The sequence below is a fragment of the Paenibacillus sp. JCM 9796 genome, assembly GCF_055379675.1.
This window is the reverse complement of sequence record NZ_AP043723.1, coordinates 4,505,839-4,532,530: the sequence shown is the minus strand read 5'-3', so window position 1 is coordinate 4,532,530 and position 26,692 is coordinate 4,505,839. Positions and strand designations below refer to the sequence as shown.

28 protein-coding genes are annotated in these 26,692 nt (G+C 54.5%); 1 reads left to right on the top strand and 27 read right to left on the bottom strand.

Annotated features, from left to right (window positions below; all coding sequences use genetic code 11):
* Window positions 1–35 precede the first annotated feature (35 nt).
* The 23 genes from ACZ439_RS21850 to ACZ439_RS21740 form a co-directional block, all read right to left on the bottom strand.
* Window positions 36–1,049 carry a LacI family DNA-binding transcriptional regulator gene (locus tag ACZ439_RS21850; RefSeq protein ID WP_127607518.1) on the bottom strand — a complete coding sequence of 338 codons (1,014 nt, stop codon included), beginning with the start codon at window positions 1,047–1,049 and terminating at the stop codon, window positions 36–38.
* Between the two features lie 80 nt (window positions 1,050–1,129).
* Complete coding sequence (locus ACZ439_RS21845) at window positions 1,130–2,494, bottom strand: glycosyltransferase family 4 protein (RefSeq protein WP_155613839.1); 1,365 nt, start codon at window positions 2,492–2,494, stop codon at window positions 1,130–1,132.
* A gap of 216 nt (window positions 2,495–2,710) precedes the next feature.
* The gene (locus tag ACZ439_RS21840; RefSeq protein ID WP_054799020.1) at window positions 2,711–3,403 is read right to left on the bottom strand and encodes a TerC family protein; all 693 of its coding nucleotides are present in this window, start codon (window positions 3,401–3,403) and stop codon (window positions 2,711–2,713) included.
* A 169-nt stretch (window positions 3,404–3,572) separates the two neighbouring features.
* Entirely contained in the window at window positions 3,573–4,796 is a 1,224-nt protein-coding gene (locus ACZ439_RS21835; protein ID WP_464620206.1) for a benzoate/H(+) symporter BenE family transporter, read from the bottom strand.
* Complete coding sequence (locus ACZ439_RS21830; protein ID WP_464621159.1) at window positions 4,793–5,506, bottom strand: ABC transporter ATP-binding protein; 714 nt, start codon at window positions 5,504–5,506, stop codon at window positions 4,793–4,795. Before ACZ439_RS21830 ends, ACZ439_RS21835 begins: the two co-directional genes overlap by 4 nt.
* 5 nt (window positions 5,507–5,511) lie before the next feature.
* Window positions 5,512–6,276 carry an ABC transporter ATP-binding protein gene (locus ACZ439_RS21825; protein ID WP_464620205.1) on the bottom strand — a complete coding sequence of 255 codons (765 nt, stop codon included), beginning with the start codon at window positions 6,274–6,276 and terminating at the stop codon, window positions 5,512–5,514.
* A gap of 19 nt (window positions 6,277–6,295) precedes the next feature.
* Window positions 6,296–7,159: a branched-chain amino acid ABC transporter permease gene (locus ACZ439_RS21820; protein WP_127607529.1), complete on the bottom strand. Its 864-nt coding sequence runs from the start codon at window positions 7,157–7,159 to the stop codon at window positions 6,296–6,298.
* Window positions 7,160–7,162: 3 nt separating this feature from the next.
* Window positions 7,163–8,047, bottom strand: a complete 885-nt coding sequence (locus ACZ439_RS21815) for a branched-chain amino acid ABC transporter permease (protein ID WP_054795676.1) — start codon at window positions 8,045–8,047, stop codon at window positions 7,163–7,165.
* A 13-nt stretch (window positions 8,048–8,060) separates the two neighbouring features.
* Complete coding sequence (locus tag ACZ439_RS21810) at window positions 8,061–9,290, bottom strand: ABC transporter substrate-binding protein (protein ID WP_464620204.1); 1,230 nt, start codon at window positions 9,288–9,290, stop codon at window positions 8,061–8,063.
* A 461-nt stretch (window positions 9,291–9,751) separates the two neighbouring features.
* A complete protein-coding gene (locus ACZ439_RS21805) occupies window positions 9,752–10,732 on the bottom strand; it encodes a beta-ketoacyl-ACP synthase III (protein ID WP_054795673.1) in 981 nt (326 codons plus the stop codon).
* Between the two features lie 17 nt (window positions 10,733–10,749).
* The gene (locus ACZ439_RS21800; RefSeq protein ID WP_054799015.1) at window positions 10,750–11,535 is read right to left on the bottom strand and encodes an enoyl-CoA hydratase-related protein; all 786 of its coding nucleotides are present in this window, start codon (window positions 11,533–11,535) and stop codon (window positions 10,750–10,752) included.
* Between the two features lie 14 nt (window positions 11,536–11,549).
* The gene (locus ACZ439_RS21795) at window positions 11,550–12,521 is read right to left on the bottom strand and encodes an MBL fold metallo-hydrolase (RefSeq protein WP_464620203.1); all 972 of its coding nucleotides are present in this window, start codon (window positions 12,519–12,521) and stop codon (window positions 11,550–11,552) included.
* 48 nt (window positions 12,522–12,569) lie between these two features.
* Complete coding sequence (locus ACZ439_RS21790; RefSeq protein WP_054795670.1) at window positions 12,570–13,019, bottom strand: acyl-CoA thioesterase; 450 nt, start codon at window positions 13,017–13,019, stop codon at window positions 12,570–12,572.
* A gap of 115 nt (window positions 13,020–13,134) precedes the next feature.
* Entirely contained in the window at window positions 13,135–13,914 is a 780-nt protein-coding gene (locus ACZ439_RS21785; RefSeq protein WP_054795669.1) for an enoyl-CoA hydratase/isomerase family protein, read from the bottom strand.
* A gap of 26 nt (window positions 13,915–13,940) precedes the next feature.
* The gene (locus ACZ439_RS21780; protein ID WP_464620202.1) at window positions 13,941–15,416 is read right to left on the bottom strand and encodes an aldehyde dehydrogenase family protein; all 1,476 of its coding nucleotides are present in this window, start codon (window positions 15,414–15,416) and stop codon (window positions 13,941–13,943) included.
* 13 nt (window positions 15,417–15,429) lie between these two features.
* On the bottom strand, window positions 15,430–16,629 hold the full coding sequence (locus ACZ439_RS21775) for a thiolase family protein (RefSeq protein WP_054799013.1): 1,200 nt from the start codon (window positions 16,627–16,629) through the stop codon (window positions 15,430–15,432).
* Window positions 16,626–17,375 (bottom strand): 3-hydroxyacyl-CoA dehydrogenase family protein, encoded by a 750-nt coding sequence (locus tag ACZ439_RS21770; RefSeq protein WP_141334457.1) that lies wholly within the window; start codon window positions 17,373–17,375, stop codon window positions 16,626–16,628. Before ACZ439_RS21770 ends, ACZ439_RS21775 begins: the two co-directional genes overlap by 4 nt.
* Window positions 17,359–18,222: a 3-hydroxyacyl-CoA dehydrogenase NAD-binding domain-containing protein gene (locus tag ACZ439_RS21765; protein WP_054795668.1), complete on the bottom strand. Its 864-nt coding sequence runs from the start codon at window positions 18,220–18,222 to the stop codon at window positions 17,359–17,361. Before ACZ439_RS21765 ends, ACZ439_RS21770 begins: the two co-directional genes overlap by 17 nt.
* A gap of 12 nt (window positions 18,223–18,234) precedes the next feature.
* On the bottom strand, window positions 18,235–18,411 hold the full coding sequence (locus ACZ439_RS21760) for a PaaD-like zinc ribbon domain-containing protein (protein WP_464620201.1): 177 nt from the start codon (window positions 18,409–18,411) through the stop codon (window positions 18,235–18,237).
* A complete protein-coding gene (locus tag ACZ439_RS21755; RefSeq protein WP_054795667.1) occupies window positions 18,404–19,039 on the bottom strand; it encodes a Phenylacetic acid catabolic protein in 636 nt (211 codons plus the stop codon). Before ACZ439_RS21755 ends, ACZ439_RS21760 begins: the two co-directional genes overlap by 8 nt.
* Complete coding sequence (locus ACZ439_RS21750; protein ID WP_054795666.1) at window positions 19,036–19,272, bottom strand: hypothetical protein; 237 nt, start codon at window positions 19,270–19,272, stop codon at window positions 19,036–19,038. The genes ACZ439_RS21755 and ACZ439_RS21750 overlap by 4 nt, the downstream gene beginning before the upstream one ends.
* On the bottom strand, window positions 19,269–19,595 hold the full coding sequence (locus tag ACZ439_RS21745) for a metal-sulfur cluster assembly factor (protein ID WP_054799012.1): 327 nt from the start codon (window positions 19,593–19,595) through the stop codon (window positions 19,269–19,271). The genes ACZ439_RS21750 and ACZ439_RS21745 overlap by 4 nt, the downstream gene beginning before the upstream one ends.
* 1 nt (window position 19,596) lies before the next feature.
* Window positions 19,597–20,532 (bottom strand): Phenylacetic acid catabolic protein, encoded by a 936-nt coding sequence (locus tag ACZ439_RS21740; protein ID WP_201318306.1) that lies wholly within the window; start codon window positions 20,530–20,532, stop codon window positions 19,597–19,599.
* Window positions 20,533–20,794: 262 nt separating this feature from the next.
* Here ACZ439_RS21740 and ACZ439_RS21735 point away from each other — a divergent pair, with 262 nt between their 5' ends.
* A complete protein-coding gene (locus tag ACZ439_RS21735) occupies window positions 20,795–21,244 on the top strand; it encodes a hotdog fold thioesterase (RefSeq protein WP_201318372.1) in 450 nt (149 codons plus the stop codon).
* On the opposite strand, the gene ACZ439_RS21730 is transcribed toward ACZ439_RS21735, so the two are convergent.
* The 4 genes from ACZ439_RS21730 to ACZ439_RS21715 all read right to left on the bottom strand — a co-directional run bounded on the left by ACZ439_RS21730 (window position 21,217) and on the right by ACZ439_RS21715 (window position 26,652).
* Window positions 21,217–22,197, bottom strand: coding sequence for an MBL fold metallo-hydrolase (locus ACZ439_RS21730; protein WP_054795664.1), 981 nt, complete (start codon window positions 22,195–22,197; stop codon window positions 21,217–21,219). The genes ACZ439_RS21735 and ACZ439_RS21730 overlap by 28 nt on opposite strands.
* Window positions 22,198–22,225: 28 nt before the next feature.
* Entirely contained in the window at window positions 22,226–23,992 is a 1,767-nt protein-coding gene (locus ACZ439_RS21725; protein ID WP_141334462.1) for an adenine deaminase C-terminal domain-containing protein, read from the bottom strand.
* A gap of 95 nt (window positions 23,993–24,087) precedes the next feature.
* A complete protein-coding gene (locus ACZ439_RS21720; RefSeq protein ID WP_054799011.1) occupies window positions 24,088–24,960 on the bottom strand; it encodes a PaaX family transcriptional regulator in 873 nt (290 codons plus the stop codon).
* Window positions 24,961–25,083: 123 nt separating this feature from the next.
* Window positions 25,084–26,652 (bottom strand): benzoate-CoA ligase family protein, encoded by a 1,569-nt coding sequence (locus ACZ439_RS21715; protein ID WP_464620200.1) that lies wholly within the window; start codon window positions 26,650–26,652, stop codon window positions 25,084–25,086.
* Window positions 26,653–26,692 lie beyond the last annotated feature (40 nt).

The following is a 26,692-nucleotide window of genomic DNA, read 5'->3' as shown; positions in this document are numbered from 1 at the left end:
CCTTTGCCAACGTTGGCATTTTTATCTAAAAAAATTTAGGTCGACTGTCTTTCGCAAATCATCGGTGAGATCAGCACACGCGTGCCGTTTTTTTCAGCCCCGTCAAGCTGCTTGACCAGGAGCTGCATGACCGTCTGAGCCATGGATGTAATCGACTGGTCGATGGTCGTGATCGGAGGATGATAAAATTCCCCCATCTCGGTCTTATCGATGCCGAGTACGGCAACCTGCTCCGGAATGCGCAGTCCTTGCTCGTAAACCGCGCGGTATACGCCGATAGCCCTTTCATCGCCGGAGATAAAAATGGCGTCCGGATGCTGCGGCAAGGCCAGCGCCTCCTTCGTCCGCAGATAAGCCGATTCAATGCTCGACACATCGTACAGAATGTTCCACTCGATCGCCTGTTCTTGATGTGCGGAGAAATAGCGGCTGATTCCTTGCGCCCGTTCCTGATTCACGATGTAATCCGCATGGCCCAGCAAGAACAGGATGTTCCTGCGGCCCTTCGAGGCCAAATATTGGGCGGCCAGGTAACCGGCGGACACATTGTCCAAATCCACATAGGAGGTGTCGAAATGATCCATGTCTTTTCCCAGAATAACGAATGGGATTTGTCGTTCCCGCAAATACTCCACCCGTTTATCTTTTTCTTTGGTGTCGAACATGACCGCACCGTCAGCCATGCCGTGCTTCAATAGATAAAATCCGTCGTTCTCGTTCTCCTCATAGCTCTCGGCCGATGAAGAGGAAATAATCAGACGGTAATCCATCCGGTGCGCTTCCTTCATCATCTTCTGCAGAATTTCATTATGAAAAGCGCCCCAAAACCGTCCGCTATGCTGATCTACGAAAGCAATCAAGGTGTTTGTCTTCTTCTCCCTCAGGCTTTTGGCCAGCATGTTGGCTTTAAAGCCGGTTTCTGCGACCACCTTGAGGATTTTCTCTCTCGTTTCCGCCTTCACATGGGGATCTTCGTTAATGACGCGGGAAACGGTTCGAATAGACACGCCTGCCAGCTTTGCCACATCTTTGATTGTTTGCGTTTTCATTTAGGGTCCCTTACTCGAATCTAGTTTATGCCATCGTTGGCATTTATCATTGTAACCGTTCTCGCTCGGGGTGTCAATATCTAGCTTTTTGAAACCGGCGTTTTAAAAAGTCCGGCCAAAATTTGCTTCAGCGCATCGTAGGAATAACGCTCTTCCCCTAATCGAAAGTTATGTTCCATGCGGGCACTGCGGAATTCGCCATCCTGTAAATAACGGAGCACTTCCCGGCCGGCCGCCTCCATCACTTTGCTTTCCACATGGACCAATCCTTCTTCGTCTACCGTATGCTCGCTGCCCAAGGAAACGATGTGAAACCCGCATGGCTTAATGTCTGTTCCATATACCGGATATTCGTATACGGCCATCGGCTTCTTCGCATACAGGCCTTCGAGGAACTGGTTGCCCCAGCCTTCCAAAACACTCGGGTACGTGATAAAGTCCGCATGCACGTAAGCGTCCCACAACGAGTAAAGCTTCTTGCCGTTTCTGGTAACGCGGGTCGCTTCGATCCATTCGTTAATATACAGCAGCTTCACCTTCTGCCTCTCGGCTCTTCGGTTCAAGCCTTCCACGTACGCTGCCGAGGCTTCCTGAAGACCTGCGAGCACAAGCACGATTTCCCCGTCATCCCCGAGCATTCTCCCGTCATAAAGCGGGCTTTCTTTCAACAGCTTCATATTGTCCGGCTTACCGACCTCTGCCGCCAAATCAATCGCAAGCTCAATCGCTTTCCGTTCGGCGATCCGGGTTGCCTGCAGGAAAAGGATGTCGTTATCTTTCACGCCGATCACCTTGCGAAAATCGCCGTTGTAATCGTCGAGCGTCCAGGCAGGAGCGGTAAAGTCGAATACGTTAGGCACGACTGTCGACGGTTGTCCGGTGCGCTTCAGCAGCTCCTCTTGAGCGATTTTATTAATCACGACTTGCTTGACATTCGGAAGCTTCGGCGGAAAATATTGCTCCAGCCAGTCTGAGATGCAGGCATCGGTCGGATTGCTGTACCTTGTCCGCTCCCAATGGAAATCATGATTGTGCGCGATGCAGGCGATGTTCCTCTTGCGCGCGACTTCCGCGAAAGCAATCCCTGCAGGCAGCCCCCAGCCTAACGACCAAATATTGTTGGGCACCAGCATATCCAGCTTGTATTCGTCAATCGCACGGCACAGCGCTTCCTCGATCCGGGCCGCAAACGCCAGTACATCCTCCCGGAATGCCTCGGCATCGGGATAATCCGAGAGCCGGTCGTAGGCGTTGGCGACGAATTTGTTGTTGACCGGGTGCTGATAGTGCAGCTCTTCGAGCACAATCCCTTCTTCTTCTCCCAAACTTCCGGCTAACAGATACACCCGATGACCCAATTCCTTGAGAACCTTCTTCCATTTTTCCATTTCCAAGGAAACGCCGTCGGTCTCCCCGACACGAAAGTGACATAATGCAATATTCATGCTGTGGGTTCCTCCTAAAACATAAAGTTTTCATGATGCAAGCTGGCGGCTTGCATTTTTGCCAACGTTGGCAAAAATGATGATAACCTGATTCTAAACGAATTTATCCGAAAAAACAATTCATTATTTCATACAAAAGCCCGAAATGCCTGCTCTGAGGCATTTCGGGCTTGTTAGCCGAATCCGGCCATTGGGTAACGGCCGGAAGCGGGGCGATCAGGAAGCGGCCGATGTAGCGTTCCCTTCGCCATCTTCTTTTTTCTTGCCGAGCAGTTTGCCGGCAATCACAACGACAATAGCCAGCACGATCGGAATGAGGTAATGTCCAGCATGGAAATACGTTTCGAACCAGTGTCCCACCGCTTTATCCGTCAGCATCATTTCCCCTGCCGTATAACCGAGCAGGCCGGCTCCAAACCAGACAATAATCGGGAAACGGGTCATCAGCGTCATGAGAAGCTGACTGCCCCAAATAATCAACGGGATACTGATGGTAAGCCCCAGCGCGATCAGGAGCACGTTGCCTCCCGCCGCTCCCGCGACAGCAAGCACATTATCCAGGCTCATAACCAGATCGGCGATCATAATCGTCTTAATCGCTTCGGCTATGGTATTTCCCGATTTCAGATGCTCTTCTTCTCCTTCGCCTTTCACCAGCTTGACCGCAATGTAGAGCAGCAAAAGTCCCCCAAGCACTTGCACATAAGGAATGGCAAGCAGCCACACCGCCACAAACGTCAGGATGATCCGCAAACCGATCGCACCGAAGCTTCCCCAGAAGATCGCACGTTTCTGTTGGTGCGCAGGCAACGCACGGCAGGCAAGCGCAATCACTACCGCATTATCACCGCTCAATACGATGTTGATGAGGATCAATTTTAATAAGCCTACCAATAAATCGCCTTCCATACTTCGACTCTCCTTTAGTAGTTACTCATTTATGTCTATTACATTATAGTGCAGACCTGTCTGTTGTAAAAGAAAAAAAAATAGAAAGCTGAACAAGTCCAGCCGCTCCAAAAATAAGAACCCTTCACCCCGGGCTATCGGTTTGGGGTGAAGGGTTTATTCAGCGCCGTTACTTCGTTACAACGGCCTTGATGTTGATTTTGCGCCAATCCTGCTTCTCCAGGATGAACGAGAACACGATTCCGCCAGCCAATCCCCAGAACGGCGCTCCGATCCTGAATAACGTGATATCCGATAAGGTAATCATGAAGGCAAACAGAGCGCCCAGCTTATGACCGGCCGAGAAACTCATTTGCAGGGAATTCACGAGCACTCCGATCATGGCCAATCCCCCGAGCAGCTTAATCAAGGAGGCGGGGATCGAATCCGTCAAGAGCACAGCCATCGGCGCCAATAAACCGAATAAGACCCACAATGCCCCCATCACGATCGACCCCAGGTAACGGTGTTCCTTGGGTCCGTTCTTCTCATCGGTCAGAATCGCCGTCATCGGACCGGCAATACAGGCTGAATGTGCGCCCATCAACGCATTCGCCAAAGAACCGATTCCGCTCCATCGGGTCATCGCATTCACCGGCGGCTCGTACCCGTCTCCTCTGAGAACCCCGATGCCTTGCGCGTTCTGGACGGCGATAACGGTCATCGCCAGCGGAATGACAAGCTCGCCGACGGTGCTCCAATCGAACGCGGGACTATACACTTGCGGCTTCGCTATCCGGAATACGATCTCTCCTGCGGGACTCCCCCCGAAAAAAATGAGCCAGACGGCGGAAACGGCGATGGCCCCCAGAATGGGAGGAATCCGTTTGGCCCACCGGGTGAAATAGGACAAAACCAGAAACGTAAGCAGCGTCAAGCCGTTCAGCAACGGAGCGTCTTTCAGCGAGGTCACGACATTGGACCCGAAGGGGAGTAAGACACCCGAAACCATCCCCATCATAATCGGCAGCGGAATCGATTTCATCAGCTTCTCCACCAGGCCGACCATGCCAAGCAGGAGAATCAGCAGCCCCGTCAGCACATAAGCCCCGATGACGACGTTGAAGGGATGGTTGGAAAGCGACGTACCTACAAGGACAGCGCCCGGGATGGAGAAAGCTACCGCAATAGGCTGCTTGTACAAGACGGACAGCATGATCGTCAGCGCCCCGCCGGTCGCATAGACGGCGAACACCCAGGAGGAAGTCGCTTCCGGCTGGAGCTGTCCCTGTGCGGCCGATTGCAGAATGATCAGAAACGGCCCGGTGACGCCAAACAACCAAGCGATAAAGCCGCTCGTACAATGATTCATGGAAAACGGGTTCAAGCTTGTAAATCGGAACCGGCCTTTCATGCGCTATGAGCGCCTCCGAGATACGCTTGCAGGATCATGTCGTTATGCAGCAAGGCATTCGCCCGGTCGGACAGCTTGATGCCTCCGTTTTCAATGACGTACCCGCGGTCGGCAATGCGCAGCGCCTGGCGGGCATTTTGTTCCACGAGCAGGATGGTCATGCCGCTGGCTTTCAACGTCTGAATCAACCCGAAAATTTCTTTAATCACGAGGGGAGCGAGACCCAGGGAAGGCTCATCGAGCATCAGCAACTTGGGCTGCGCCATCAATCCGCGCGCGATCGCAAGCATCTGCTGCTGTCCTCCGGAAAGCGTCCCTGCCGGATGCTGCCTGCGGTCTCTCAGCAGAGGAAAAATGTCATAGACATGTGCCAATAAATGCGGCGTATCTTGCTTGCTTGCATACATGCCGCCGGTGAGCAGATTGTCTTCGATCGTCATCCTTTTCAGAATCGCCCGGCCTTCCGGAACATGGACCAGCCCCGACTTTACGATCACATGCGTCTGTTCTTGATGGATGGGCGCGCCATTGAAACGGATTTCCCCGTTCGTAGGCCGGATGATTCCGGAAATCGTCTTGAGCAGCGTGCTCTTCCCCGCTCCGTTCGACCCGATGAGAGCGACAACCTCTCCTTCGTATACGTCCAGATTTATGCCCCGAAGCGCTTGAATTTGCCCATATGCGGCAGAAGCTGCCTTCACTTCAAGAATCGCGGTCATACGGCCTCCTCCTCCTCCTCGCTTCCCAAATAAGCTTCAAGCACAGCCGGATGATGCCTGATGTCCTGCGGCGTTCCCTCCGCGATTTTTTGGCCGAAATTAATGACGGTGACGATGTCGGAAATCTTCATGACCACGGACATGTCATGCTCGATAAGCAGAACCGTCACTCCATGATCGCGTATCGTCAAGATGAACTCGTTCAATTGCGCGCTCTCTTCCGGATTAAGCCCGGCCGCCGGCTCATCCAGCAAAATTAACTTGGCCCCGGAGCAAATCGCCCTGCCGATTTCCAAACGTTTCTGCTCCCCGTACGAGAGCTGGCTCGCCGGCAAATCTCGCTTACGCTCAAAGCACAGCAAGTCAAGTACTCTTTCCAATTCGCCCTCAAGGCTCTGACGCTTGTTCCCATGCAGGTAAGGAATCAGGCTGGACAGGCCGAAGGAGATTTGCGTGCCTTGACCCATCCGCAAGTTTTCCTCTACCGTCATATGCGAGAACAGCCGGATGTTTTGAAAGTTCCGGCTGATCCCGAGCTTGGCGATCCGATGCGGCTTTAACGGATTCAACAACGTTTGTTCGAAGCGAATGTCGCCGGAATCCGGTTTGTATAAGCCGGTGATCAGGTTGAACAGCGTCGTCTTCCCCGCACCGTTCGGGCCGATAATGCTGTGAATCCGCCCGGCCTTCACGTGCAGATTCAGGCCGGATATGACATCCATTCCACCGAAGCGTTTAGACAAATTTTGAATGTTCAGCATGGACAGGTGAATCCCTCCTTTAGCGAAGTGAGGATATGGATGAAGGCGACTGCCGCTGTTTCCGCGCGAACCGGCTGCGGATCGTTTTCACCGTCTTCTCCGAAATGAGACCCTGAGGCCGTACCGCCATCATGACGACGATGATGATCCCGTACACAACCAGCCTCCATTCCTCGAGCCCCCGGAAAATTTCAGGAATCAGCGTGAGAAGGAACGCGCCCGTCACCGCTCCCCAAGGGGTCTGGTACCCGCCGATCAGCACGTAGAACAAGATGAGCAGCGACGTATGAAAACCGAAGCTTTGCGGATCGATGAAAAACATGTAGTGGGCGTAATAGGCGCCGGCGATACCGGCAATGCCCGCACTGATCGTAAACGCGCATATTTTGAAAAACGTGACGTTCAATCCCATCGATTGGGCAGCGACTTCATCCTGCTCCACGGCCTTGAACGCCCAGCCTAACCGCGTGCGGTTCATATATAAGACGGCGGCAAGCACGACGACCGTGCCGACGGCCACATTCGCAAGTGTCGTTCCCGACATCCCGCTCAGCCCGGAGGCGCCTCCGATATAGTCCACATTGCGCAGCACGACCTCGATCATTTCATTAAATCCGAGCGTTCCCACGGCCAGGTAAATGCCTTTAATCCGCAGCGCCGGAAAGCCGATCGCAAACCCGACGAGTGCCGCAGCGGCAGCCCCTGCCAGAAACGATAGAACAAGCGGAATGGAGAAATGGACCGTCAGGATGGAAGAGACATAGGCGCCTAGTGCCATAAATGCTCCATGCCCCAAGGAAAGCTGCCCGGTCGCCATCGTCACGTACAAGCTTAACGCGAGGATAATGTTGATTCCTGCAAATATAAAAATCGATTGCTCCATCGGCTACACCCTTTCCGTCTGCACGCTTGAACCCATTAATCCGGTTGGGCGGAACAATAAGATAAGAATGAGCATCCCCCAAACGACGGCATCGGCGTACTCGGTCAAACCGAGCGGAAGCGCGATAGCCATGACCTCAAGCAGTCCCATCAAAATACCGCCGATCATCGCGCCCCTGATGTTCCCTAAGCCGCCGATGATCATGACCGCCAAGCCCTTCAGTCCGACCATCGTTCCCATAAACGGGGACACCGTTTCGAAACGGATCGCGTACAGCATGCCGGCGACTGCCGCCAGCAGCGAGGCCAAGACGAAGGTCGAAACGACGACGAAGCGTACATGGACGCCCAGCAGCTTCGCCGCCGTTTCGCTTTCCGAGAGCGCTCTCATCGAACGCCCCAGTTTGGTGCTTTTCATAATATAGCTTAGGCCCAGCATGGAGACGAGCGATACGAGCAGCAGGATCATTTGCGGACTGCTGATCAGCACTTCGCCGATTTGCAAATTCGACAGGTGGATGACAGAAGGAACGGACTTGGCGTCGGAACCGGACAAATTGACGACCAGCTCGGAAATGACGATGCCAAGCGCAATTGTGCTTGCCAGCGGTGCGTAATGATAATCCCGCCGAATCGGCCGGAAACTGACGAGCTCGATCACCATGCCTAGCGCAATGGAGCCTGCCAGAACGATCGGAACGGCGGCGTACAGCGGGAGGTGAACTTTATCGATCAGGATATAGACCATAATGCCCGATGTCATGAAAACTTCGCTGTGAGCCAAATTCATCATGCTGAGTACCCCGAATATCAGGGTGAACCCGATCGCCAGTAGCGAGTACAAGCTTCCCTGCAGCAGGCCGTTAATCAACTGCTGGATCAACTCCATGGTGGCGCCTCCCTTACTTTAACGGAGCGTAGTTCCCGTCTTTTATCGTAACCGTATGCACTTCCTTGACGCCGTCGCCTTCCGCATCGATCGTCATTTTGCCTTGCGTGCCTTCATAGTCCTTCAGCTTTTCCCAGCCGGATCTCACCGTTTCGCGCAGCTTCTTCACATCGCTGTCTCCATTCAAGCCGGCGTCTTTAAGCTGTTTGGCAATAATTTGGATATTGTCGTACGCATTCACCGCATACGGATCCGGCTTTGAAGCATCCGGTGTCAGCTTTACCGCTTCCGGCTCGAACTTTTTCAGAAACTCCTGGGCTTGCGCCCGGTCGATTTCCGGATACCAGTAAGTGCCTACCACGATATCTTTAGCCGCCTCGCCGGCTAATTTCGGGAAAGCCGACGCATAGATGCCAACCGTACCGATGATCGGAACGTTCACGCCCTGCCTTCTCAGCTCTTTCACCAACCCGGCCCCTTCTTGATACAAGACGCTGACGGCGATAGCCTCCGGCTTCATGCCTTTGACCTTGGTGACGATCGCGCTATAATCGGTATCTCCTGTCTTAATAGCCAAAGGATTGCTCTTGTTGACCCATTCAAAGCCGTTCTTCTCTATCGCGACAGGCAGCACATCCACACCCGCCGATTTGGAGACGGCGTCCTTCTCGTCATAAATAACGGCAAATTTCTTGACGTTGTAATGCTTGGCGAATACCGGAAGCGCCGTATTCAGCAGCTTGTCGTCCGTCATGGAGTTCCGGAACGCCCATGGACGGTTGGCTGCGGAAATACCCGGCTTGGCGGAAGCGTAAGAGATGATCGGAATCTTCAGCTCGTTGGCGATCGGAAACGTCACCTCGGCTTCACCGCTGAAGTGGGGGCCGGAAATCGCAACGACGTTTTCCTTTTCAAGCTTCCGCGTCAACAGCACCGCCTGCTTGTTGTCGCCGGCCGTATCCTCAGTCACCAATTCAAGCTTGCTGCCGTTAATGCCGCCTGCGGCGTTGATTTCATCGACTGCGATTTTAGTGGCGATTTCCTCTTTTTCTCCGTAATCTTTCCCTTTTCCCGTTTTCGGCACAAGAAAGCCGATTTTGATCGGTTTCGCTGTCGCCGTCTTCTCCTGATTTGCGCTTGGCGCGCTTGCCGGTTTCGTATCGGCCGAGCCACAGGCGCTCAACACGGAAATGACCAAACTTGCGATTGCCGCCAAACGAACCACTTTTTTCCCAAAACTCATTTTGTTTGCCCCCTCAAGAGTATTTGGTACCGCTTTCAATAAGAAGTATGCGTCACACCTGTGTACCCATGATGAAACACGACATGATCACAAGCGTTTTATGAACTTTCGTAAAATAAACATATCATATCAGGATGTGGCAAACACGGCAGTCTTCCAGGATCATGCTTTGAAAATACGGAGCGATGGCAATGAAGTGATCCAAGATCACTTGAAGCCCTCCTTTATCGGTTGCCGGATCGGAAGCGGTTTCAAAAACCGGGCGGGGGACACCTCCCTATATCATTATGTTTTTATGACTTTCGTGTTATATCCATAATATAATATGATCCCCTTCACACCGTCAATGCCCAAGTTTAAATCTTTTTCACGGCGGGTGCCGCATCTAAGCAAACAGGCGCACAGCAAGGCAATCTGCCTCCGGTCTTGTCCGAAGTCCGATCGCCGCGTGCCGGCTGCCGCTAATAGTGCAATAATGCGGAGCCCCAGCCCAAGCCTCCGCCGAATGCCGCTAAAGCCACGACATCTCCTCGCTTGATTTTGTTTGCCTTCACCGACCGGTCCATGGCCAAAGGGATGGTTGCGGCCGAATTGTTGCCGAAATACCGGATCGTGCTGATCATTTTATGCTCCGGGACTTCGAGCGTTCTTCCTACGGCATCAATGATTCTTTGATTCGCCTGATGCGGAATCACCCAATCGACCTGCTCCAGCGTATACCGGCAATGCTCCAGCGTTTCCATGATGCTCTGGCTCATCAGGTTGACCGCCAGTCTGAAGATGCGGTTGCCGTTCATGTGAATTTTATTTTTGTTGCTTTCATCGCCGGCCCCCGGGTACCTGCTGCCGCCTCCGGGAACGATCGCAGCGTCGAAGTATTCGCCGTTGGCATGAACCGCCGTATGCAGCAGTCCGAGCGTGCCGCCGCCTTCTTCACGCGATAATACGAAGGCGCCCGCTCCATCGGCAAAAATGATGCAGGTCGAGCGGTCCGTATAGTCCGTAATCCGCGATAACGTATCCGCGCCAACGACGAGTACGTGCCGGTGCGGACCGGCTTTGACAAACTTCTCGGCGACGTGCAGCGACGCGATAAACCCCGTGCACGCTAAATGGACGTCAAATGCGGTGACTTGCCGGCAGCCGAGCCGCTGCTGCAGCTGACAGGCTACGGGCGGAAACGGATGGTCCGGCGTTTCGGTGGCCACGATAATCATATCGATATCGGCGGCGGTAATTCCCGCGCTTTGAATCGCTTCCAGTGCGGCAAAATAGGCCAAATCGGAAGTGGCCTGATCATCCGTAACGATTCTGCGTTCGGCTATACCCGTTCTTTCGAGGATCCATTGGTCCGAGGTATCCACCAGCTTCTCCAGATCGTGATTGGTTACTATATGCTCAGGGACATAAGAGCCGGTCCCGCTGACAATCGCCTTGTACATGCGCACACCCCGCTTTGCTATTCGCCTGTAAACACAGGCTTTCTTTTCTCTTGAAAGGCAGCCAGAGCCTCCACCCGATCCTTGGTCGGAATGATGACCTCATAGGCTTTGGATTCAAAATCCAGCCCCGTCTGCAGATCGCCTCCCGCTCCCACATCGATCGCACGCTTGGCTTGATAGACCGCAAGCGGAGCATTGTTCAATATTTCGCCCGCCAGCTTCCCGCACAGCTCGGCCAGGTGTGCCTGATCGTCGGCCACCGCGTTCACGAACCCGATGGCGTGCGCCTCGTCGGCCGTTATTTTGCGGGCGGTAAGAATCAGCTCCTTCGCTTTGGAAGGGCCGATTAACCGGGGCAGCCGCTGCGTGCCGCCCGCGCCCGGAATAATCCCCAGACTGACCTCCGTAAGCCCCATCAATGCTCCGCGGATCGCATAGCGGAAGTCGCATGCCAGTGCAAGCTCGAACCCGCCGCCGAAGGCATAGCCGCTTATTGCGGCAATCGAAGGCTGCGGCAGCCGTTCCAAGGCGCTGAATACATCGCGGATTTTCCTGACGTTGCGGCGAACCTGCTGTTCATTTAACGATTTCCGTTCCTTCAGATCGGCGCCCGCGGAGAAAGCGCGTCCCTCGGCTTCCACAATGACGACGCGGATCGCTTTCGGATCGTTGGCAATTTCGTCCAAAATATTATCCAAACAAACGAGCGTTTCATAATTAAACGTGTTCAGTTCCTCCGGACGGTTCAATCGGATGCAGCCGACATGACCCCGTCTTTCCAATAGGACAGGTTGATCTCCCACCTTCGTTCCCCTCCCTACGCTTCATAGTGCCAGACGCCGCTGCGCATAGCCTTCCCGATTGCCGCTTTGGACTCCGCATAATCCAACAAACCGATAATCTCCGACATGACCGCCGAGAATTCAGAATCATATTTTTGCGGATATAAAACTTGCGCCAATTGAAAGGCCGTCGTGCTTCCGCTGCGAATGTAAGCTTTCAATTTCTCCGCCTTTTCCTCAATGCGCGCCAACCGCTTGCCGATAAGCTCATGAGGCCGGTCCACCGGCTCGCCATGACCGGTATAGACGATGTCCGCCTTCAGCTCCAGGCACTTCGTCAAGGACCGGGCGTAAGCAACCAGCGTCGGTATCCGATTCCCTTCCCGGTCCGGTTCGACAAAGGCGTTGCTGGAAATATGCCTGATTAGATGATCGCCGGCAAACAGCCTCTTTTCCCGCTCATCCCAGAAGGCAAGATGATCCGGCGAATGGCCGGGAACCTCGATGACCCGGTAAGCTCCGATCCGGTCCGATTCCCGGAGCGTCCGGATGGGGGCCTTTATTTTACTTGGATCGTTGTTCCTGATCGCGCGTTGAAGGCGTGCGGCATGTCGTTCTCCTGCTTCCCCGCAGCCCATTTCCCGGTATAACCGCTTGTAGAAGCTTGCGCGCATGGACAAAAAATCGGGTTCTCTCGTTAATCGCGGAACCGCCTCCGGATGTGCATAAACGGGGACATCCGTGAGCGCCGTAATCCGATTGACCAACCCGGTATGGTCCGGATGGCTGTGCGTAATTAAAATTTGCGACAAATCGCGCAAAGCGAACCCGGCTCTCTCCAGAGCGCCATGGAGCGCATCCCAGCAAGCCTCGGAGTCGTCCCCGGCGTCGATTAACGTAAGCGTACGCTCATCGGACACCAGAAACATATTGACGTCGCCCACGTCGTAAGGCGTCGGCGCAACGACCGGAATGACACGGCAGGAAGCCGTAACTTCACCGTTCATCAGATATTCACTTCCCTACGTTTGTGCTTTGAACGGCCCGATAGCCTCTCAAGCGTTCAACCATGGATTAATTTGAACCGTCTCGGCGGCCGTATCCTCTTCCAGCAGCGCGCGGGCTTCGTCCGGAATCGGCACGGCAAAGATGCGATCCCCCTCCTGCTTGACCCAGCCCCGCAATTCGTAGCCGTGCCCCGTTCTCGCTTCTCCCCGGAATACCTCGTGATTCAGCTTCACCGTTCTGCGGTTGACCTCCGTTACCTCGGTGGCAATGGTGATGATATCGTCATAATACAGCGGTTTCTCGAAGGTGCAGCGCACATCGAGCAATGGGAGAATGATGCCGTGCTTCTCGCCAAGCTCGGCAGGCGGGAGACCGATGCTCCGGAAAAATTGATGGCCGGCGATATCGAACCATTTGAAATAGTTCGGATAATAAACGATCCCCGCCTTGTCCGTATCCCCGAAATTGACCCTGATTTGAAACCGGTTGCGTCTCATTCGCACGTCTCCTTATTGCCGGTTACCCAACGTTTCAAAAAAACGATATGGATTATGAACATTCATAATCCATACCGCATTCCGGCGCTTATTCAGATCGTACCGGCGGTTCCTGTTATTGGCCTTGCCAGTTCGGCTGGCGCTTCTCCAGGAAGGCCGCCAAGCCTTCCTTCGCATCGGCGGAACGGAACAAGAGGTTTTGCAGCTCGCCCTCGTATCGGATGGCAACGTTGAGCGGCATTTCGATCCCGTTCTGGATCGACAGCTTGATGTTCGAAACGGCGTACGTGGCGCTGTTTGCAATTTTACGCGCATATTCCAGCGTCTTCTCTCTCGTCTGTTCTTGCGGGAACACTTTATTGACAAGTCCGATATGAAGGGCTTCCTCCGGCGTCAACAGGTCGGCCGAAACGTTCAGATCAAGCGCGCGCGACGGCCCGATCAGGCGGGCAAGGCGCTGAGTGCCGCCCGTTCCGGCAAGCACGCCGAGCGTCACTTCCGGCAAACCGATCTTGCCGGCTTTGTCGCCCATGAAGCGCAGGTCGCAGCCGAGCGCCATCTCCAGACCTCCGCCAACCGTATGCCCTTCGAGGCAGGCGATGAACACTTGCGGCGAGCGCGCGATTTTATCGAGCGTTTCGTTGCAGAACAAGCAAAATTGCGTTTTGAACTTCGGATCGGCCGCTTTCAGGAAGTTGATGTCCGCGCCGGCCGAGAAGAAATTCGGCGTATCGCTCAGCAGGACCGCGACTTTAATGGAAGGATCGAAGCGGATATCGTCGATCGCGGCATTTAATTCTCTGTAGAAGTCCAGACTGTAAGAGTTCGTTTTGTTGATATGAAGGTGAATTTCGGCAATTCCGCTTTCTTTCGTCAACGTTAAATTTTGTCCCATGATCAGTTCCTCTTTTCTTATATGGATTAGAGTCCGAATAAATTAAGCGGCTTCGGCCCGACGTAAGAAACGACGCTTTTCGTTTCGGTATACAAGTTGAGCGTTTCAAGAGCCAGCTCGCGCCCGAAGCCGGACTGCTTATAGCCCCCGAACGGAGTGCCGGGAAATGCCGAAATTGGTGAGTTGACCATCACGATACCCGCCTTGATTGCGCTTGCCACGCGATGGGCTTTGCCATGGTCCTTCGTCCATATCGCCGAACCGAGGCCGAAGATCGTATCGTTGGCCTGACGGATGACGTCCTGCTCATCGTGAAACTTCATGACGACGACGACCGGTCCGAAAATTTCCTCCTGCGCGACGCGCATATCGTTGCGGACATTGCCGATGACGGTCGGCATGTACCAGTGGCCCTTCTCGAATTCCGGCCCTTCCGGACGTTTGCCGCCGAGCAGCACTTCCGCCCCTTCTTCGACCGCAAGTTTTACATACCCGTCAATGACCCGCTCATGGCTAGCCGAGATGACCGCTCCCATATGCACGCCTTCGGCGAACGGATCGCCGACGCGCAGGCGCTTCGCCTTCTCGATGAACTTCTCCATGAACCGGTCATAAATGTTCGCGTGTACAAACAAGCGGGACCGCGCTTCACAGGATTGGCCTGTATTATAGAAGATTCCGTATAAGGAGCCGTCTACCGCACCGTCGATATCGCAATCGTCGAACACGATGTTCGGCGATTTCCCGCCGAGCTCCAGCGTGATCCGTTTTATCGTTTTCGAAGCGCGCGCCATAATGTCTTTACCCGTTTCCGTTTCGCCGGTAAACGCAATCTTGTCGATGCCCGGGTGCTCCGTCATATAGGGTCCGATTTCCGAACCGCTGCCTGTAATAACGTTGACCACACCCGCAGGAACGCCGGCCTCCTGGCAAATCTCCGCAAGCATGTAAGCGGTAATCGGGGTAGGGCTGGCCGGTTTCAGAACGACCGTACAACCGGTAACCAGCGCAGGCGCAATTTTCCAGGCGGCCATCATCAAAGGATAGTTCCAGGGAATGATTTGTCCGCATACGCCGACCGGTTCCTTCACGGTATAGTTAAAAAATCCGTTCGGCACTTGATTGACGTCTCCGCTTTGCGTCATGGCTGCAGCCGCGTAAAACTCGAAGTCCTCTATCGCTTGACCGATCTGCCCCTTGGCGGCGCTGACCGTTTTACCGCTGTTCAGCACTTCCGCTTTAATTAATTCCGGCAGGCGCTCGGTCATGATGCCCGCGATTTTAATCATGATCTTGGCTCGGCGAGCCGCATTCATTTTCGGCCATTTGCCTTGCTCGAACGCCGCTCTCGCGGCGGCAACCGCCTTATCCACGTCTTCCCGGTTCGCTTTGGCGACCGTGCCGATCACCTCGCCGGTGGCAGGGTTGAACGTTTCAATGACTTCCCCGCTGCTGCTTTCCACAAATTCACCGTTGATGAATAAAGGATAATGCTGCTTCATCGAACCTACCCCCTCAGTCCCATTTTTCCACAATTGTGGCGATTCCCTGGCCGACGCCGATACACATGGAAGCCAAGGCATACCGGCAATCCCGCCGTTTCATTTCGTGCACCAGCGTCGTCATGATCCGGGCGCCGCTGCATCCCAGAGGATGCCCGAGCGCGATAGCCCCGCCGTTCACATTGACCCGCTCCGCATCAAGCCCGAGCTCCTTCACGCAAGCTAAAGACTGCGAGGCGAAAGCTTCGTTCAATTCGACCAGATCGATCTGGTTCGCGGTGAGTCCCGCCTTCTGCAGCGCTTTGCGGACGGCGGGTATAGGTCCCACCCCCATGTAATCGGGATGGACGCCTGCCGTCGCCGAAGTCACGATCCGGGCTATCGGCCGCAAGCCCAGCCGTTCCGCCGTCTGTCTCTCCATCACGAGAAGCGCGCTCGCTCCGTCGTTGATGCCGGAGGAATTGCCGGCCGTTACGGTGCCGTTCTTGCGGAACGCGGGCTTTAATTCCGCCAGCTTCTCCAGCGTCGCATCCGCCCGCGGATGCTCGTCGGTATCGAACAGAACCGTGTCGCCCTTGCGCTTGATCGGGAACGGAACGATCTCATCCTTGAACTTTCCTTCGCGGATCGCCTGCTGGGCGCGCTGCTGGCTGGTCAAGGCGAATGCGTCCTGTTCCTCGCGGCTGATCCCGTATTTGCTTGCGACATTCTCCGCCGTCTCTCCGAGCGTGATCGGCGGGTATTTCTCTTCCATGACCGGATTCACAATCCGCCAGCCCAGCATCGTATCATAGAGCGTCTGGTTGCCTCGAGCCCCGGAATGCTCCGGCTTGAGCATGACATAAGGAGCTCGGGTCATACTCTCCGTGCCGCCGGCAATAAACACGTCCCCGATATCGGCTTTGATCGCGTTCGCCGCCTGATTGACGGCCTCCAGCCCCGATCCGCACAGTCTGTTCACGGTAACCCCGGGTATCGATAAGGGGAGACCGGCCAGCAGCACCGCCATGCGGGCCACGTTCCGGTTATCTTCACCCGCCTGATTCGCGCAGCCGAAGAACACGTCTTCAATCCGTTCCGGCTCCACCCGGCTGCGGTTCAGCAGCTCGCGAATCACGTGAGCCGCCAGATCGTCCGGCCGCGTATCCTTCAACGTTCCGTTGTATTTGCCGATCGGCGTTCGAACGGCATCCACAATGACAGCTTCCCTCATGATGGAAACTTCCTCTCTTCCGGGTAAGTGTAAAATCCGCGGCCGCTTTGAAGGCCGAGCCGCTTCGCGTACAGAAGCTTCCGCAGCAGCGGCGCGGGACGATAGCGGTCTTCGCCGATTTCGCGGTGAAGGCCGTTCAGGACGGCGACAATATCATCCACGCCGACCGTATCCGCCCATTCCAACGGCCCCATCGGATAGTTCGTTCCTTGTCGCATCGCCGTGTCGATGTCCTGCGGCGATGCGATGCCTTCCATCAGCCCGAAGGCCGCTTCATTGATGATCAGGGACAAGATCCGCGCATAAACCAGGCCGACCTCATCCTGCACCGTCTCGGTTTGTTTCCCCAAGGCTTCAAAAAAACGGGCGGCCTGGCGTAATTTCGATTCCTCCGTCTGCAAGGCGGGAGCGATTTCAACCAGCTCCGACTTCTCGATCGTAGCGAACGCCGAGAAGCCGACTAACCGCGTGGAATCTTGAAGCCAAGATGCGCTTTCGGTCGCGCTGATCCCGAGCACGGTGGAAAGAATCAGCGTATCCCCGCCTGCGGCATAGGTTTCCGCCGATGCGAGATTTGCTCTCTTTTGCGCCAAATCGGCATTCGTCGTCTCCACGATGACGTCCATCTCCCGTTCAAGGCGGCTGCCGTCCGACAGCTGCACGCGTCCCGAATCGGAGCAAAGCTTGCGTAATGCCGCTGCCAGGGAGTTATTCCCCAGAATAAGAACGTTAGGGAGTTCCCTCATACGAATAATACCCCTCTCCGGTTTTTCTCCCCAGCCGGCCCGATTGCGCCATGCGCTGCTGATAGTAATGGGGACGGAAGCGCGGATCCCCGTAAAAGGCTTCATACACCGACACGGTCGTGGAGAAGTTGATATCGATCCCAATTAAGTCCTGCAGTTCAAAAGGCCCCATCCGGAACTGCCCGCTCCGCTTCATAATGCGGTCAATTTGCTCCGCCGTGGCAATGCGGTCCCCGAGAATGCGAAGCGCTTCGTTGTAGAAGGGGCGTGCCACCCGATTGACGATGAAGCCGGGCGTGTCCGCGCAAGATACCGCAGACTTCCCGATCGACGCGGCGAACTCAAGCAGCGCCCGTATCGTTTCCTCGCTTGTTCGAATGCCCTTCACCACCTCGACCAGCGGCATGAGCGGAGCCGGATTGAAGAAATGCAAGCCGGCCACCCGAGCCGGAAGACTCGTTTCGGCTGCGATCGCCGTGATCGAGAACGAGGACGTATTCGACGCCAATATCGTTTCCCCGGGACAGCTTTCGTCGAGCTTCCGGAACACATCCCGCTTGATGTCCATCGATTCGGGCACCGCTTCGATCACGAGCTGGCATTCCTGCATATCCGAGAGCCGCACCGTTGTCCGGATGGCGCCCTTCACATCTGCGGCCGCTTCGGCCGACAATTTGCCCTTCTCCGCCAATCGGTCGATTTGCCTGTCTATGGCTGCCTTGGACTTGTTGACGATTTCTTCGCTTCGATCGAAAAGAACGACCTGATAACCGTGCTGAGCCGTCGTCTGCGCGATACCGGCCCCCATCGTGCCGGAACCGATGACCCCAACCGATCGTATAACCATGTCCCTCACTCCTTATGATTCGTCCGGGTGCTCCTCTTGCCAACGAACGAATTCAAAGACGCTTTTACATGCGTTGCAATAATATTGGCGGACGAGCTGGGCCGTGCCGAACGGCGCGATCATCGTGACGTCCTTGGATTCGCAGAAGCAGCAGAACGGTTCGGCGCATCTCTCTTCCCGGTCAACCATGGGCCGCCGTCCTGTGCGCCACGTCCGCCTCGATCATTTGATCGAACCGGGCGGTCAACGCCGTGCCCGCTTTCATGTAACCGCTTGCAAAAAGCTCTTGATCCGCCTCCAGCTTGACCAGCCATGCGCGCGCTTCGGCCACTCTTTCCTGCAGCGCTTCACGAAACTTGCGCGGTACCGCCCCTGTATCGTTCGCCAGCTGAACCGCCCAGCCTCTACAGTAGGCGACATGATCGCCCTGCTCTCTCAGCAGCTTATGAATGCGCATGACGATATCCGTGTGACCGGCTTCAAACATCGCCTGAAGGACCAAATTAAAGCTCACGTTGATCGTGTAAGCGGATGCAATTAATCCGATCCAATCGGTCGTGTTCCCGGCGAAACGGAACGCTTTACCCGTCTGGTCGCGAACGTCCTGCTTCTTTCCGGTTAAGCCTTTCAGATCGAAGGCCCAATTATATAACAACCTCGCATGACCGAGTTCACCTTGCGCCATCGCAATCGATGACAGGCTTGCTTCCAAATTCGGCCCGCCGACCCCGATTTCCACCAATCGGTCGCCCAGTACAAACTTATTGTCCGCGATCGTCTCCACGATGTGAATAAAAGAGTCTCTGCCTTTCGTCATCGCCCGTCACCCCATTTTTCGAAAAGCCCTTCAGGCTGTCGGATCCAAGTCATTTCCTCTCTCGGAACGACGCACATTTCCACCCAATCTTCCTCGTCATACACGAAGGTCGCGTATACCTTCGCAAGCTGGTCCGTCTCGGCCGCAACGGTGCCGACCATGACCAAGTCGTCGCCGCGTTTAATCCTGGTAAACACGTTGTATTCCTTCTTCTGCTTGCTGCTGCTGTTCATCGCGCGCTAACCCCCCACGTTTTTAATTTCTCGCGAGCAGCCGCCGAAAGGCGATCTACGGTCCAAGGAGGGCTCCAAACGACATTCATGCGCACTTGTTCAACTCCGGGTTCCTTCAACAAACGTTTTTGAATATCGCCCTCAATCCATTCCATACAAGCACAGGAGGCGGCGGTATAGGTCAGCGTCACTTCCGCTTCGCCGTCTTGAACCGAAATCCCGTAGATTAATCCCATATCGACGACACTGACCGGGAATTCCGGATCCATCACTTCATATAGAGCATTCCAGCAGCGTTTCTCGATCAGGCTAATCTCGCTCATCTCAGACCACCTCTTGGCGAAGCGCTTCCAGTTCGTGGGCCCCCCGTTGAATGCGGTTTACAAATTCCTGATTGCGCGGGCCTCTGTTCTTAAAGCGCTGAATCACGTTATCCCAGGTATCCGGCTGATCGTACAGCCATTTCTTCTGGTCAGCATCGAATTTGCACGGGAACGGTACGTCCAGCACGTATTTCTGCTGCGCTTCGTCGTAATGCGCCGGCGGCTTCAATCCGATTGACTCCAGGAACGGAACGGCCGTCGACAACCATTTTTGGCGAAGCCCGTCGTTCGTCTTGCCTTTGAGCTTATAGTCAAGCTGCGCGGAGCGGCTCTTCAATTCGTCGGAAACGCCGAAGAACTCCAGCGCCATCAGGAACATCCAATCCATCGCTCTGCGAACCTGGTCCGCCGTCTCCGGATGGTCCATGGCCGCCTTCAGAATGATTTCGCCATTGCGCAGATGGAACAATTCCTCTTTATCCACTTTCACAAGCGCCCGCTTCCACGGTCCGTACGAGGTATGCTCGAAAGCGTCGCCGAGGAGCGTATAGCCCGCGCGGTCAAACAAAGCGTTGAACATGCCGAGCTCCACCCAATTTTCCAGCTCGAAATCGAAGGCGTACGGATTTTTCCACTTGTTGGCCGGCCGGTCGTACACGATGGAATCGACATTTTCCCCAAGATCTTTCAGCAGGCGGTACGCGATATGCGCGTGTCCGATTTCATCCTGCATGATCGCCAGCGCCGTAATTTTGTGGTTCAGCGTAGGAGCTTGATCATACACGGTCAACAAGGGCGGTACACTTAACAGCTCCGTATCGCCGACAATAAGCAGTGTTTGTTTTAAGGCTTGCAAATACGCCTCATCCATATCCTCCATACGTTCAACAAAAAAACCGGCATTCACTTTTTCTTTGAGTAAAGCGGAACGATCCATAACATTCACCCCATTACGTTTATTTCACTTTCGTTTCATATACATAATATATCAACGATCCAGCTTGTAGTCAATACGTTTATTTTACGTTCGTGATAAAAATGTAATAAAAGATCCCCGTTCGTCAGAAACGGGGATCTTTGGGGAAGCGCCAAGATCATGCTATAATATAGGTTCATTCAAAACCCGGAAGGAGTCCATCACGTACATGGCATCCCCACACGATTTTGTCGTATCGGACGAATTATTGCAAAAATACGAAATGACCCGAACGGAATTGGCGAATCGGCTGAACGCTCATCTGCAGCATACTTTATTGGGAGCTCTGGACATGCGTTACGCCGAACTAAGCACGGATCGGGTCGTCATGCGTATGCCCGTCAGTGCAAAAACAAGGCAGCTGTTCGGATTTTTGCACGGCGGAGCCTCGGTCGCGCTGGCCGAAACGGCCGCCTCGGTCGCTGCCTTGCTCAATATCGACTCGCGTACGCACGCCGCCTTCGGAATGGAAATCAACGCCAACCACATCCGCAGCAAAAAAGACGGCACGGTAACCGCCACAGCGGTTCCTTTGCACAAAGGACGCACCTCGATGGTATGGGATGTCCGGATTACCGACGAGCAGGAGAACCTGATTTGCGTATCGCGGTGTACGGTTGCCGTCGTCCCTATTCGCGAAGCCGATCAGGAAAGCTGGCCCGCATTTCCGTAGTAATAATGCCTGCCCTCCCGGATCTCGCTGGACAAGCGTCCCGCATCCTCCAGATACACCAAATGCGCCAACGTTTCCGCGAGCGCAAACCGCCATTGGTGCGCGTTTAATTCCCTGTGCCCGAACAAAACCAGGGCCGTTTCGTATGCGGTTCGGCCGCCGGAAGCGAGCTGAAGCACACGTTCAAGACGGCCTTCATGATGCGCCAATATTTCATCGATCCGCTGCCGCGTATCTGGAATGACGTCCGCATGAGACGTTAAAGCCAGCTGAATGTCCAGCGATTTCAGCCGGTTTAACGATTCGATGTACAGCTTCAGCGGATTGGGCGAGGCGTTCGGCCATCGGCTGATATTCGGAGTAATTTTGTGCAAAACGTGGTCGCCGGCAAACAGCAGCTTATGTTCGGACTGGTACAAGCATACATGCCCGTCGCTATGCCCGGGGGTAATGAGGATGTCCCAGTCCATGTCGGCCAGCCGCACCGTTTGCTGCGCGAGCGGCGTAATGACGGGGAGCCGCACCCCGCCGGACAATACTTTCATTTGCGCCTTAACCTGCTCCGCCAGCTCATCCGGCATGCCGTGCGAAAGGCACATCCGCCTGACCTCCTCGGCTTGGGTGCTCCCGGGTGACCATACCTGCTTCGCCATGGTCATTTCCTGGGGGCTCATGTAGACGGGAGCTCCCGTCCAATCTTGAAGCAGCCCCGCTAAACCGAGATGATCCGGGTGAAAATGCGTCACGTACAGGCTGTGCACCGCTTTCGGGTCGATCCGCAGCCGGTCGAATACCGATTTCCAGGCTCGAACGGCCTCCTCATGCTGCATCCCCGCATCGACAATGCTCCACCCCCTGCGGTCTCGAAACAAATAGCAGTACACAAACTTCATCGGGAACGGCACCGGTATAGGAAGGCGGAATAATCCCTCCCGAATCTCACGGATCTCCATCAGGTTCTCTCCTCCTATTCATTCGTCCTTACCCTTGGAGCGGAACGGGCGGCCGAAGTACAGAATGGCTTTTCACATCGTAAACCCCCAAAGGAACAATACGCAGACCGGGTAAAAAATCACAGGTCAAAAACAAGAGCGTGTATAAAATGTCATGAAACGGATAGCCTAGCCTCTTCAAAGCGGCCAGCAATTCATTCTGGTAGTTGACGGCTTGAGCAAAGGACGTATGATCCGTCATCATGCCGCCGACCGGCAGCGGAATCTCAAGCGCGAGCTTGCCGTCCTGTACAATGGCGATGCCGCCGCCCATCTCATGAACGCTTGCCGCGGCGCGAGCCATGGCTTCCGGGTTTTTGCCGATCGCGAGCAAATCCGTCGGGGTGTTGTACGTGGAAGCCATCCCCTCCAGCTTGTCGGCAAATCCTTCGATCAGTCCGTTCGTTCTCCACTTGCCGAAACGATCGATCAACGCCACATGCAGCAGCCCGTCTTTGCCGGCAATGTCGGCATACCCGTCCTTGGACGGAAGCGTCGTCTCCATCCCCTTCGTAATGACGGTGCTCCGGAAGCCGATGACGGGAACAGGCACATCCGGGTTCGGATGAGGGAAGCGGTATATATCCGGATTCGCCAGAACGGACTTCTCCACCTCCAGGCATCGGCCGATCCTATATCGGCTCCAGTCGATGTGCGGCAGCTCCTTCTGCAAACTTCCTCCCTCGAACACCGTCTCGCCGCCGGAAATGACGAGGCTCGGCTCGAATTGCTCCAAATCCGGCAAAATGATAATGTCCGCTCGCCGCGAAGGCGCAATGCCCCCGATTTCTTCATCCAGCCGCAGGAAGGTAGCTGCATTGACCGTTACCAATTGTATCGCTTGGACAGGCGGCAGTCCGAGCCGGACCGCTTTGCGCACCAGGCCGTTGACGAAGCCTTCTTCCAGGATAAATGCGGGATGCGGGCCGTCCGTCGTCATCAGCAGCCGGTGCGTGTCGACCTTCCCCTCCGTAATCGCCTTAATCAGCTCTTCCAAATCGGGACGAAGCGAGCTGTTTCTCAGGTTGGTCCATAACCCGAGTCTTAACCGGTCCAGCGTTTCCTGCGCGGTGATCGCCTCGTGGCAGGCACTGATGCCGGAAGCTGCAATCGCATTCAACTTCTCATAGGAGCAGCCTGCCGTATGTCCATCCGACAATTTCCCACGCTTCTTCGCGTATTCAATCGTTTCAATCAGAAAGGGGTCGCCCTCATACAGCAGAGGCCATCTCGTAACTTCCGCGGTCCCGACGACCTCCTCCATATCCAGCAGCATCCGCAGGTCAGCGTGGTTAAACCAGTCCCGCTCCCCGATGAATTCCGCCTGCGAAACCAGACGCGCAAGCCAGAGCTGGTTGCCCGGCAATTCGCGCAAATCTTCCACCATCCGTTTAAAGCCCTGTGCACCCATATGCAAATAGAAAAAGAGATTGTCGTTCACTATCGTCGTCGTTCCGGTCGAGACGCTTTGAGCGGCCAGACTGACCGGATTATAGATGACCCATGGATGGGCATGCACTTCGATAAAACCCGGGCAAACGAATTGGCCTGCGGCATCGATCACGCGCGTGTTCTCGCCGACCATCGCGCAGCTCTCTCCGACATAGGCGATCCGGTCCTTATACACGGCAACGTTCTGCGGCAGCAGCTCGCCCGAATACACATTGACGACTGTGCCGCCCTGGATAAAGAGATCGGCCGGCCGCTGGCCTTTCGACACTTCGATGAGTTCATAACGATTGGCTCTCCATTTCAACGTGACAACCTCCTCCTATATGGCAAAGTCCCCCTATCCAAGCGAGAGGGGGACTTTGCCCATATCCGAACAGCCTTGTTCGGCTATCCGGAGCCTTACATTTCCACAAAAGGATTAATCGCGTGTTCGCGGTCGCCGACAACTTCATGCCCCGGGGCCTGCTCGATGACGGATTCAAAATATCGAACCGCCCCGACCGATACGATTTGGTGAACGCTTCGAAACAATTCCCGTGCCGTATTTCCCGTCCAATCGCCCGGCAGCAGCTCGGAAGGAAAGAGCGGATCCAGGAAAAGGAACTTCCGGTATTCATGAACAAGCTCCGTCCGCTCAATAAAGCAATCCCGGTCCGTCAAGGAATTGTCCCATATCCGGGCCTGAAGCTCGGCGAATTTCTCCCGGTATTTCTGGATGAAAGGAACATACTCGTTCGCAATCGCTTCAAAATCCCAGCCGCGCTTCACCACTTCGCTGTCGCTGTGAGACATGACGGTGCTTGCGCTAAACAGCATCGTGTAGGCTTCCAATTGATACGTCTTGATCATTTCGAGCGTCTGCCGCTCGAGCGGGTTCGGGCTTACCCAGGTGCTGTTGGATATCATGCCGAACCCGGTCCAGACCAATTCCTTGCGGACTTGATTTCTCAGCTCCCGCTTCTCCTCCGGCATGGAATACGTAAGAATGCGCCAATAGCCGTCCCACTTGTGAGGCGTTATCGTATACACCTTCTTAACCCCGTCTTCGATTCTTCGCTTGCCCTTGTCCGTTAACCGGTAATAGCTGTTCAGCCCCATTTTGCGAACTTGAAAAAGCTCCTGCTGAACCATGCGAAGCGTCGCGCCGCGGACGGAAGACTCGGAAATGCCAAATTCACCCATCAGCTTAATCAGGCTTCCAATCCAAATTTCCCCTCCGTAATATTGAACATAATCGCCGAACAACGTAAACATCAGTGATCTGGGCTTCATGCTGGGTTCTCCTTATATACGACCATTTTTCGAATTACAATCACTGATACTAGATTATGCCAGTTCGTTTACGAATTCAAGGCGTTTCCGGCGAGAAATGGACGAAGGCCCTCTTCAGGATGATTAAGATCCGGTCCGTAATTTAAAACGCTGAATTTTACCCGACTGTGTCTTCGGAAGCTCATTCACAAACTCGATCAGCTTCGGGGATTTATAGGAGGCAAGCTCGTTCTTGACGAAAGCTTGCAGCTCGGACTTCAAACTTTCGTGAGCAACGACCCCCTCCTTCAGTACGACATAAGCTTTCGAGACCGTAAGATCATCCTCCAGCTTCACTCCTACGACGGCAACCTCGAAAACGGTTTCATGTTTGATTAAAGCGTTTTCAATTTCAACGGGGGAGACCCAGATGCCATTCACCTTGATCATGTCATCCGACCGTCCGCAGTACCAGAAATAGCCATCCTCATCCATATAATATTTATCGCCGGTATGCAGCCATTCTCCGATAAACTTACGTTTGTTCTCCTCATGCAGGTTCCAATACCCGTGGGCTATGCTGTCCCCCTTCACGAGCAGGTCGCCGACCTCCATAGCCGATGCGGGCATCCCGAGTTCGTTCACGACTTTCGCATCGTATCCGGGAACGATCTTGCCGGTGCTGCCTGGCCGAATATCCCCGATACCATTGGACAAAAAGATATGCAGCACTTCCGAAGAACCGATGCCGTCCAAAATATCAAGGCCGTACAGCTGCTTCCATTTCTTCATGAACTGCGCAGGCAGCGCTTCTCCGGCCGATATGCAGATTCGCACCGAGGAGAGATCGTATTTGCGCTGTGAACGTTCTGTCAGATCGATCATCGATCCGTATAAGGTAGGAACGCCAAAAAACACGGTCGGCCTGTATTTCTCGATCGTTTCGAGCACAACATCGGGCTTCGGACGTCCCTTAAGCAGAACGGTCGAAGCGCCTGCGCCAAACGGGAAATACATGCCGTTGCCTAACCCGTAAGCAAAATATAGTTTGGAAGCCGAGAACGTGATATCGCTTTCGTTCAATTGGAGCACATTTCGGGCGTAAGCGTTAAAGGCATACTCCATATCATGCTGCAAATGAATGATCCCTTTCGGATTGCCTGTGCTTCCGGAGCTGTACAACCAGAAGGCGGAATCGCTGTGCGTCGTATGCGCCCCTTCCAAGTTCGTCGATTCTCCGTTCGTCAATTGACGGTAATCCATCACGTCAGCTTCATGGTTAGCGCTTTCATGAATGACGATTACATGCTTGACATAACGCAACCGATCCCGGATGTCGCGGATTCGATACCATAAGCTTTGATGGGCCACAATGACCTTGGCTCTGCTGTTATTCAGAAAATACTCGTAATCTGCCGGAGCCATCGCCGTGTTGACCGGAATAGGAACGGCGCCGACCTTCACGGCCCCGAAGAAGCTTTCCACGAATTCCGGCGCATCGTCGCATAAGAGCAGCACACGGTCTTCCATCGTAATGCCCAATCGGAGCAGTGCATTGCCGAACCGGTGAACCGCCTGCTGCAGCTCGTCGTAGGTGATGGAGATATCCTGGAAGTAGATGGCGACTTTATGTCCTAGCCCGTTTTCCACATTTCGGTCTATAAAACGAGAAGCGGCATTATAAGGCAAACCCATTCCTTTCAACGTATCCATTGCATCCTCACCTTCAATCTGAAGTTGAGCGGCAATATTC

Bases quoted from the DNA above. Each gene is read 5' to 3' on its own strand.
- ACZ439_RS21850 (WP_127607518.1), bottom strand. From the start codon at position 1,049: ATGAAAACGCAAACAATCAAAGATGTGGCAAAGCTGGCAGGCGTGTCT.
- ACZ439_RS21845 (WP_155613839.1), bottom strand. From the start codon at position 2,494: ATGAATATTGCATTATGTCACTTTCGTGTCGGGGAGACCGACGGCGTT.
- ACZ439_RS21840 (WP_054799020.1), bottom strand. From the start codon at position 3,403: ATGGAAGGCGATTTATTGGTAGGCTTATTAAAATTGATCCTCATCAAC.
- ACZ439_RS21835 (WP_464620206.1), bottom strand. From the start codon at position 4,796: ATGAAAGGCCGGTTCCGATTTACAAGCTTGAACCCGTTTTCCATGAAT.
- ACZ439_RS21825 (WP_464620205.1), bottom strand. From the start codon at position 6,276: ATGCTGAACATTCAAAATTTGTCTAAACGCTTCGGTGGAATGGATGTC.
- ACZ439_RS21820 (WP_127607529.1), bottom strand. From the start codon at position 7,159: ATGGAGCAATCGATTTTTATATTTGCAGGAATCAACATTATCCTCGCG.
- ACZ439_RS21815 (WP_054795676.1), bottom strand. From the start codon at position 8,047: ATGGAGTTGATCCAGCAGTTGATTAACGGCCTGCTGCAGGGAAGCTTG.
- ACZ439_RS21810 (WP_464620204.1), bottom strand. From the start codon at position 9,290: ATGAGTTTTGGGAAAAAAGTGGTTCGTTTGGCGGCAATCGCAAGTTTG.
- ACZ439_RS21805 (WP_054795673.1), bottom strand. From the start codon at position 10,732: ATGTACAAGGCGATTGTCAGCGGGACCGGCTCTTATGTCCCTGAGCAT.
- ACZ439_RS21795 (WP_464620203.1), bottom strand. From the start codon at position 12,521: ATGAACGGTGAAGTTACGGCTTCCTGCCGTGTCATTCCGGTCGTTGCG.
- ACZ439_RS21790 (WP_054795670.1), bottom strand. From the start codon at position 13,019: ATGAGACGCAACCGGTTTCAAATCAGGGTCAATTTCGGGGATACGGAC.
- ACZ439_RS21785 (WP_054795669.1), bottom strand. From the start codon at position 13,914: ATGGGACAAAATTTAACGTTGACGAAAGAAAGCGGAATTGCCGAAATT.
- ACZ439_RS21780 (WP_464620202.1), bottom strand. From the start codon at position 15,416: ATGAAGCAGCATTATCCTTTATTCATCAACGGTGAATTTGTGGAAAGC.
- ACZ439_RS21775 (WP_054799013.1), bottom strand. From the start codon at position 16,629: ATGAGGGAAGCTGTCATTGTGGATGCCGTTCGAACGCCGATCGGCAAA.
- ACZ439_RS21770 (WP_141334457.1), bottom strand. From the start codon at position 17,375: ATGAGGGAACTCCCTAACGTTCTTATTCTGGGGAATAACTCCCTGGCA.
- ACZ439_RS21765 (WP_054795668.1), bottom strand. From the start codon at position 18,222: ATGGTTATACGATCGGTTGGGGTCATCGGTTCCGGCACGATGGGGGCC.
- ACZ439_RS21760 (WP_464620201.1), bottom strand. From the start codon at position 18,411: ATGGTTGACCGGGAAGAGAGATGCGCCGAACCGTTCTGCTGCTTCTGC.
- ACZ439_RS21755 (WP_054795667.1), bottom strand. From the start codon at position 19,039: ATGACGAAAGGCAGAGACTCTTTTATTCACATCGTGGAGACGATCGCG.
- ACZ439_RS21750 (WP_054795666.1), bottom strand. From the start codon at position 19,272: ATGAACAGCAGCAGCAAGCAGAAGAAGGAATACAACGTGTTTACCAGG.
- ACZ439_RS21745 (WP_054799012.1), bottom strand. From the start codon at position 19,595: ATGAGCGAGATTAGCCTGATCGAGAAACGCTGCTGGAATGCTCTATAT.
- ACZ439_RS21740 (WP_201318306.1), bottom strand. From the start codon at position 20,532: ATGGATCGTTCCGCTTTACTCAAAGAAAAAGTGAATGCCGGTTTTTTT.
- ACZ439_RS21735 (WP_201318372.1), top strand. From the start codon at position 20,795: ATGACCCGAACGGAATTGGCGAATCGGCTGAACGCTCATCTGCAGCAT.
- ACZ439_RS21730 (WP_054795664.1), bottom strand. From the start codon at position 22,197: ATGGAGATCCGTGAGATTCGGGAGGGATTATTCCGCCTTCCTATACCG.
- ACZ439_RS21720 (WP_054799011.1), bottom strand. From the start codon at position 24,960: ATGAAGCCCAGATCACTGATGTTTACGTTGTTCGGCGATTATGTTCAA.
- ACZ439_RS21715 (WP_464620200.1), bottom strand. From the start codon at position 26,652: ATGGATACGTTGAAAGGAATGGGTTTGCCTTATAATGCCGCTTCTCGT.